The sequence below is a fragment of the Shewanella profunda genome, assembly GCF_023283765.1.
Lineage (GTDB): Bacteria > Pseudomonadota > Gammaproteobacteria > Enterobacterales > Shewanellaceae > Shewanella > Shewanella profunda.
On record NZ_JAKILG010000081.1, the window covers coordinates 1 to 8,359 of the forward strand.

6 protein-coding genes, 2 tRNA genes and 1 rRNA gene are annotated in these 8,359 nt (G+C 45.8%); 5 read left to right on the forward strand and 4 right to left on the reverse strand.

Annotated features, from left to right (window positions below; translation table 11 throughout):
- Positions 1 to 29: 29 nt before the first annotated feature.
- The 3 genes from L2744_RS21030 to L2744_RS21040 form a co-directional block, all read right to left on the reverse strand.
- Positions 30 to 116, reverse strand: a tRNA-Leu gene (locus L2744_RS21030).
- A gap of 53 nt (positions 117 to 169) precedes the next feature.
- Positions 170 to 245 (reverse strand) — tRNA-Phe (locus L2744_RS21035).
- A 216-nt stretch (positions 246 to 461) separates the two neighbouring features.
- Complete coding sequence (locus tag L2744_RS21040; RefSeq protein ID WP_248993707.1) at positions 462 to 1,223, reverse strand: outer membrane protein assembly factor BamD; 762 nt, start codon at positions 1,221 to 1,223, stop codon at positions 462 to 464.
- A 122-nt stretch (positions 1,224 to 1,345) separates the two neighbouring features.
- Between L2744_RS21040 and rluD the strand changes: the two genes are divergently transcribed.
- The 3 genes from rluD (at position 1,346) to clpB (ending at position 5,830) form a co-directional block, all read left to right on the forward strand.
- Positions 1,346 to 2,320 (forward strand): 23S rRNA pseudouridine(1911/1915/1917) synthase RluD, encoded by a 975-nt coding sequence (gene rluD / locus L2744_RS21045; protein WP_248993708.1) that lies wholly within the window; start codon positions 1,346 to 1,348, stop codon positions 2,318 to 2,320.
- Entirely contained in the window at positions 2,321 to 3,058 is a 738-nt protein-coding gene (pgeF, locus tag L2744_RS21050) for a peptidoglycan editing factor PgeF (protein WP_248993709.1), read from the forward strand. It begins immediately after the preceding gene.
- A gap of 198 nt (positions 3,059 to 3,256) precedes the next feature.
- Entirely contained in the window at positions 3,257 to 5,830 is a 2,574-nt protein-coding gene (clpB, locus tag L2744_RS21055; RefSeq protein WP_248993710.1) for an ATP-dependent chaperone ClpB, read from the forward strand.
- 279 nt (positions 5,831 to 6,109) lie between these two features.
- Here the strand turns inward: clpB and L2744_RS21060 are convergent, their stop codons facing one another.
- Positions 6,110 to 6,577, reverse strand: a complete 468-nt coding sequence (locus L2744_RS21060; protein WP_248993711.1) for a DUF4124 domain-containing protein — start codon at positions 6,575 to 6,577, stop codon at positions 6,110 to 6,112.
- 94 nt (positions 6,578 to 6,671) lie between these two features.
- On the opposite strand from L2744_RS21060, the gene pssA reads away from it, so the two are divergent.
- Together pssA and L2744_RS21070 are read left to right on the forward strand one after the other, a co-directional pair.
- Positions 6,672 to 7,523: a CDP-diacylglycerol--serine O-phosphatidyltransferase gene (gene pssA / locus L2744_RS21065; RefSeq protein WP_248993712.1), complete on the forward strand. Its 852-nt coding sequence runs from the start codon at positions 6,672 to 6,674 to the stop codon at positions 7,521 to 7,523.
- 736 nt (positions 7,524 to 8,259) lie between these two features.
- Positions 8,260 to 8,359: ribosomal RNA gene (locus tag L2744_RS21070) — 16S ribosomal RNA — on the forward strand; the annotation flags it as partial.

Sequence of the window (8,359 nt, forward strand, 5' to 3'; positions counted from 1 at the left end):
TTAACCGAATTAAAACTTGAATTGCAATTTGGTACAGGTGAGAGGACTTGAACCTCCACGCCCTTGCGAGCACCAGCACCTGAAGCTGGCGTGTCTACCAATTCCACCACACCTGCACTGTACCTATTGCAACTCTTTAACATTGATTGCGATGCAACCAATTTAAAGATGGTGCCCGAACCCGGAATCGAACCAGGGACACGAGGATTTTCAATCCTCTGCTCTACCGACTGAGCTATTCGGGCGACGGGCGCAATTTAAAGGCTTTTCGGGTTTTGAGTCAATAGATTTTTGCTAAATAACCTAAAAATGGGTGTAGTTGCATAACTTTTACACGAATAGGGTATTTAAGCGGTGTTTGCCAATTGGGACAGCGAAAAATCGATAAAGACGCAGGACTTAGTTAGTTAGAAAGGATGAAAATATCTAAAAAAATGCCCCTATCAAAGGGGCGTTCTTGACTAGTTTGATAAGATTTCATTGTTTGGGAAGTTAGCTTGCATTACCATGAGCACGTTTTGCTTCAGCTGGTTCTGACCTAATTCGCCATAAGCTTCTACCATTATCTCTAATGCCCGTTCAGTTGAAGGGGTGCCAGGATATGTTTCTAGTACTGATTGAGCTCGGATTGCCGCGGCGCTCCAAGCGTTCATCTTGAGATAATATTCGGCAACTTGAATTGAATATTTTGCCAAGCGATTTTTCAGCGAAAACATGCGCTTTTGTGCATCGGCGGCATATTTGCTGTTAGGGTAGGTTTTGATTAAACGATCAAAATCTTTAAAGGCCTCTTGGGCGTTTTTAGGATCGCGGTCAGTTCTATCGATATTTAACATATCGTGGAACAAATAGCTGTCCGCCTGCATATTGACCAGTCCTCGCATGTAGTAGACATAGTCGATATCGGGATGAGTTGGGTTTAGACGGATAAATCTGTCTATATTGGCGATACCAGAAGCGACATCATCCATTTTGTAATAAGCATAAATCAAGTCTAACTGGACTTGGGTTTTATGTGGTCCGAAGGGGAAGCGTGAGTCTAACGCCTCCAAAGAGCGGACCGCTTTAGAGTAATTGCCAAGCTCCATGGAGGTTCTAGCCTGAGAATAAAGCACATCAGGTGAGGTTTTGGCGGCAATATCGTTATCATCAGGGCTGCTGCTACAGGCTGATAACGCTAGTGAAAATAGGACTAAGGTAACGCCTTTGGAAAATTTATACATACTTGAATTCAATTCTTTTTAAGTTGTAGTTAAGAATTTTTCCATTTCACTATAAAATAGAAAACATCCGATTGTAACAGATAGCACACATTTTTTGACCCCTAAATGGGGATACGGTTCCTATGACACAAGAGATTAATCTAAAAAGCGAGATTTCGGCAACACAAACTGGCCTGAGATTAGATCAGGCACTAGCTGAGTTGTTCCCCGATTACTCGCGCACGCGCATCAAGGAATGGATCCTATCTGATGCAGTTTATGTTGACGGCGTTGTCGTTAATAAGCCCCGAGAGAAAGTTTATGAGCTGCAACAGATACTCATTGATGCCACTCTCGAAGAAGAAGTTCACGCAGCGGCGCAGGCCATTGATCTGGATATCGTCTATGAAGATGACGACATTATAGTGATCAACAAGCAAGCTGGCCTAGTTGTGCACCCCGGGGCCGGTAATGCCGATGGTACGCTAATGAATGCGCTTTTACACCATTGTCCCGATATTGAGCATGTGCCGCGTGCGGGTATTGTGCACCGTCTCGATAAAGACACGACAGGTTTGATGGTGGTAGCTAAAACTGTTGAAGCGCAAACCCATTTAGTGGCTGCGTTGCAGGCCCGTGAAATTACTCGTGAATACGAAGCGATTGTAATGGGCACAATGACGGGCGGCGGTACTGTGGATGAGCCGATAGGTCGTCATCCAACCAAACGCACTCATATGGCGGTGCATCACTCAGGTAAACCTGCCGTAACCCATTATCGGGTGGCGGAAAAGTTCCGTAACCATACGCGCCTGAGATTACGTCTAGAATCTGGCCGTACTCACCAAATTCGTGTGCATATGGAATATATTGGCCACGTATTAGTCGGCGATCCTGTGTATGGTGGTCGTCCAAAACCGCCTAAAGCCGCGAGCCCAGAGTTTTTTGATATCCTGAAAAACTTCAAGCGCCAAGCGTTGCACGCGGTACGTCTCGAATTAGCTCACCCAGTGAGTTGTGAAATCATGAGCTGGCAAGCGCCAATTCCTGAAGACATGGTGATTTTAACTAAAGCACTGCGTCAAGACACGGTAGAGCATCCGATCGAGTATCTCTAAGTGTTCCATCACGATTGGCCTGTTCCTGCTAATGTTGGCATCGCTATGACAAATCGTCATGGCGGTGTGAGCGTGCATCCCTATGACAGTCTCAATCTTGGGCTGCATGTCGGTGATGTTGAAGAGCGGGTGATGGCTAATCGTGAATTACTCTCCAAACAATTAGCGTTAACCGCAGATCCCGTCTGGCTTGAGCAAATCCATGGCACCCATGTGCTCAATTTAGACTCGCTTAACTTAGCGAGTATTGCCACGGATAAACAAATTGCCGATGCTAGTTATAGTCGAACCGCTGGACGAGTTTGCGCTGTGATGACCGCCGATTGCTTACCTGTGTTGCTGTGTAATCGAGCGGGAACCGAAGTGGCTGCGGCCCATGCTGGTTGGCGTGGTTTGTGTGATGGTGTGATTGAGGCGACCGCGGCGCAGTTTAGTTCACCTATGGATGAGTTGATTGCCTATCTTGGCCCCGCTATTGGTCCGCAAAAATTTGAGGTTGGCGTTGAAGTGAAGCACGCATTCTGTGCTTTGCATCCACAGGCGGCTGCGTGTTTTGTTTCTAGTGGTAATAAGTATCTTGCCGATATTATTGGCTTGGCTAAATTACGCTTGAGTTTACTCGGTATAAACCCTATTTATAGCGCCGATATCTGCACAGTCAGCGACACCGATTACTTCTCTTATCGTCGCGATAAGGTGACGGGACGCATGGCTTCATTGATCTGGCTTAAGTCTTAAGCTAATTCCCCTACAGTTTGTATTTATTTCCTCATTATTCGCTTGAATTTGGCTAAATAGCCCCCATCTTTTAACTAACGAAATCTAACACCAATCCCATTTTGAACTCTCCATTAGCGGCGCTTATTTAAAGCCACTAATTTGGCAAGGTATCAGGCGGATTGGCATATATTTAATATGTGAGTTTTAGGAGGCTGTATGCGACTCGATCGTATGACCAATAAATTTCAGCTTGCCATCTCAGATGCCCAGTCACTCGCACTTGGGCGTGATCATCAGTTTATCGAACCGCTGCATTTGATGATGGCATTGTTGAACCAAGATTCAGGTTCAATCCATCCCTTATTAACCCAAGCAGGCATTCGAGTGAGTGCGCTGCGATCGCTCTTGAGCCAAGAGCTGGAACGCTTACCTCAAGTCGAAGGGACTGGCGGCGATGTACAATTATCCCAAGGTTTAATCCGTTTATTAAATCTGTGTGATAAATTGGCGCAAAAGCGTAAAGACAAATATATCTCTAGCGAGCTATTTGTGTTGGCTGCGTTAGAAGGTGCCGATGCCCTTGCGCAGGCGTTGAAAAAAGCGGGCGCGACCAAAGAGTTGATGGAGCAAACCATCGAACAAATGCGCGGTGGCCAAAAAGTGGACGATCCTAATGCCGAAGATCAACGCCAAGCGTTGAAGAAGTTTACTATCGATCTCACCGAGCGAGCCGAACAAGGCAAGTTAGATCCTGTGATCGGCCGTGACGATGAAATTCGCCGTACGATCCAAGTGTTACAACGTCGCAGTAAAAATAACCCCGTCCTTATCGGTGAACCGGGTGTGGGTAAAACGGCGATTGTTGAAGGACTTGCCCAGCGTATCGTTAATGGTGAAGTCCCTGAGGGCATTAAAAATAAGCGTGTCTTATCCCTCGACATGGGCTCATTGATTGCGGGCGCTAAATATCGCGGTGAGTTTGAAGAGCGTTTAAAAGCGGTACTTAATGAGTTGGCGCAGGAAGAAGGTCAAGTGATCCTCTTCATCGACGAATTGCATACTATGGTCGGCGCCGGTAAAGGTGAGGGCGCAATGGATGCGGGGAACATGCTCAAACCTGCGTTAGCCCGCGGTGACTTGCACTGTGTAGGCGCGACCACGCTCGATGAGTATCGTCAGTACATTGAAAAAGATGCGGCGCTTGAACGACGTTTCCAAAAAGTGCTGGTGGATGAGCCAAGTGTTGAAGACACTATCGCCATTTTGCGTGGCCTGAAAGAACGTTACGAGCTGCATCACCATGTGGAAATTACCGATCCGGCGATTGTGGCGGCGGCGACCATGTCGCACCGTTATGTGTCGGACCGTAAGTTGCCCGATAAAGCGATCGATTTGATCGACGAAGCGGCCTCGAGCATCCGTATGCAGATGGACTCTAAGCCCGAGTCTTTAGATAGACTCGAGCGGCGTGCAATCCAGCTCAAACTGGAGGAACAAGCATTAGCCAAAGAAAATGATGAAGCGAGCCGTCGTAGACTCGATCATCTGCAAGTGGAATTGCGTGACGTTGAAGCGAAAGCTTCCGAGTTGAACGAAATCTGGCGTACTGAAAAAGCCGCATTAGCGGGTACTCAGCATATTAAAGCCGATCTCGAACAGGCTCGAATGGACTTAGAGGTGGCGCGTCGTGCGGGTGATTTAACTCGGATGTCTGAGTTGCAATACGGTCGTATTCCTGAACTTGAAAAACAGCTCGATTTGGCGTCACAAGCCGAAATGCAGGATATGACCTTATTGCGTAACAAGGTCACTGAATTCGAAATCGCCGAAGTCTTGTCGAAAGCGACGGGAATACCCGTATCGAAAATGCTGGAAGGCGAGCGCGAAAAATTACTGCAAATGGAAGTGGCGCTACACGAGCGGGTGATCGGCCAAAACGAAGCCGTCGATGCGGTCGCGAATGCGATTCGTCGTAGTCGTGCGGGTCTGGCGGATCCAAATCGGCCGATTGGCTCGTTCCTGTTCTTAGGCCCAACGGGTGTAGGTAAAACTGAGCTGTGTAAATCACTGGCGAGGTTCTTATTCGATACCGAATCGGCCTTAGTGCGGATCGATATGTCTGAGTTTATGGAAAAACACTCAGTATCGCGTTTAGTGGGGGCGCCTCCAGGATACGTAGGTTATGAAGAGGGCGGTTACTTAACGGAAGCCGTTCGTCGTAAACCGTATTCGGTGATATTGCTCGACGAAGTCGAGAAAGCGCATCCCGATGTGTTTAACATCTTACTGCAAGTGCTTGATGATGGACGCTTAACCGATGGTCAAGGTCGTACTGTCGATTTTAGAAATACAGTGATCATCATGACCTCGAACTTAGGCTCCGACATTATCCAAGAAGGATTTGGTCAAGTGACCTATGCAGAGATGAAAGCGGCGGTAATGAATGTGGTGACTCACAGTTTCAGACCCGAGTTTTTAAACCGTATCGATGAATCAGTGGTGTTCCATCCCTTGGATGCTGCCAATATTAAGCGTATTGCTTCGATACAGATTGCTTCCTTACGCCAACGTTTGGCAGAGAAGGACTATACATTGGAGATCACCGACGAGGCATTATCACTGATTGCGGAAATTGGTTTCGATCCTGTGTATGGTGCAAGACCGTTGAAACGGGCATTGCAGCAAGAAGTCGAAAACCCGCTGGCGCAGAAATTACTGCGTGGTGACTTGTTGCCGGGTAAACCGATCAAGGTCAGCTGTGCGGGTGGCGAGTTAGTGTTCGAGCAATAACCAGTAGCTAGTCACTTAGTGTGTTGTTTGAATGCGATACGTTAATCGCAAGCTTGAAGTTGAATACGTTGAATACGTTGAAATAGGCGAACTGCAATAAGCGTTCTTGAATGAACGAGCTTGAAATAAACTATCTTGCAATAAGAGATAGCGCTGTTTTAGTCAGTATCGCTCCCGCTTCAAGCACTAAAACGAAAGGAGCCGAGTTTTTAACTCGGCTCCTTTTTTATTGCATCAGCTTAATCGTTGTTCATTAATGTAGTGGCATAGTAAATTTGGTTACTTCTTATCACAGAAGAGTTTGATTCTTTCCTGCTGCTGGGCAATCGAGGCTTGGCGATCTTCTTCAGTCATAGCGACAGATTCACCCGAATCGGAAGTTTGGCGGATAAGCTTAGTGTGCGTCGTGAGAATATCTAAATTGTGTTTTGCACTCTCACAAATGGATTTAGCCTGTTTGGCGTCTTTTTCTTTAATCAGCGCAGCTGACTTTTCTAATTCATTGGCTTCAGCAGTTGGCTCAACTTTCTTTATCGGCGCGATAAAACCCACTTTCGCCTGCTCTAAATCTTCACTGTAGAGCTTTTCTGCTTTGATGTTTTTTTGTTGCGGGGCTTGTTGGCTGTAATGCGTCACCCCATTTTCGTCGACCCAAGTATAGATAACGCCCGCAGAAACGGGGCCAATGAAAAGGCCGAGCCAGAGCCATCGATACAGTATTGTTCTGAACATGTTCACTTTTAACATCGAAATTATCCCTAACTGGTCTCTCATCGACATGATAATAAAATATGTTATCTTGAAAGCTAACTTCTCTTCACTGAACTAGCGTAATAAGTGTATGCAAAATTCTTCAAATCAAACAGTAAAGAATAAAGGTATCTATTTACTTCCTAATCTTTTTACGACAGCAGGATTGTTTTCTGGCTTTTATGCTGTGATTGCTTCCATGAATGCTAACTTTGAAGCTGCTGCAATAGCCATTTTTATAGCCATGATCTGTGATGGTCTCGATGGTCGAGTGGCAAGACTGACTAATACCCAAAGTGATTTTGGTGCCGAATACGACAGTATGGCGGATATGGTGTCCTTCGGAATGGCGCCAGCACTACTCGCCTACAATTGGGCATTAGCTGACTTAGGTAAAATTGGTTGGTTGGCTGCATTTATTTATTGTGCAGGTGCGGCACTCAGGCTCGCTCGATTTAATACGCAAGTTGGCGTCGCCGATAAGCGTTACTTTCAAGGTCTCGCCAGCCCGGCTGCCGCCGCTGTTATTGCTGGCAGTATTTGGCTTGGTAATCAATACAGTCTCGATGGAAGAAATATCAGTTGGATTGCTGCCCTTGTGACTGCGGCAACCGGTTTACTGATGGTCAGCAATTTCCGCTATCACTCCTTTAAAGAAATTGACTGGCGTGGCAAGGTTAACTTTATCGTTATCTTACTGGTCGTCGGTGTATTTGTGGTGGTGTCAGTTCAACCTGCATTGATCTTATGCGTCGGCTTCTACTTATATGCGATTTCAGGCCCAATCATTACGATTCGAACCGTGAGAAAACTCAAAGTCGCGCATATTGTCGGTGATGATACGGTGACGAATGTCGAGATCAATCACTCAACCCAAGCTGCAGCACAAACACAAAGCGCTACAAATATCGAAAAAGAGAAACAAGAAGAGCATAAATCTTAGGGCTCGTGCTTTTGATCAGTGCTTATCATTAGCTAGGTGCAAACAAGAGTAAGACATCACACTGGGCATAACGCTTTTAGAGGTTTGCTGATAGATATTACGAAAAATAGCTATCAACTTCTGTTTATGCCCATTCAATCTATTAAAACTCCAGCAATAGGCTATTCCTTCTGCCAAACTTATCAACCCAAACAGCGATATTGCTCAGTATTGCAGTATATTTCTGCAGTTTGGTGGTTATTTATTCGCTTGGCGCAGATTGTTAAAAAAGCCCTTGCACAAAATCCTCTGCTGCCTATAATGCGCATCCACTGACACGGCAGACAGCGAAAGCAAGCTGACGAGTTAGGTTGGATTGAGTAGCTTTTAAGCACTTAATTCAATCGCAGCAAGAAGTTGAAAAATACTCCTTGACGCGAAACGGGAAATGCGTAGAATACGCAGCCCTAGCCAACTGGAAGCGTTCGACGCTCAGTGTGGTACTCAAGTTCTCTTATGAATATTGAGTTGCTCTTTAACAAGATAAAACAAGAAATCTGTGTGGACACTCACAGGTGTTGAGTTAATCGAAACTGCTTAACCTTCGGGTTGGCAGTCAAAAATTTAAATCAATATTTTCTGTATCACGAAAGTGATGAGTGTTCATAGTAATATGTACAGTTTGTTTCTTTAGTTAGAAACAAAAAATCAGAATTCATTGAGCCGCTGAAGTCGTAAGACGGAAGCAACAAAACTTTAATTGAAGAGTTTGATCATGGCTCAGATTGAACGCTGGCGGCAGGCCTAACACATGCAAGTCGAGCGGCAGCACAAGGGAGTTTACTTCTGAGGTGGCG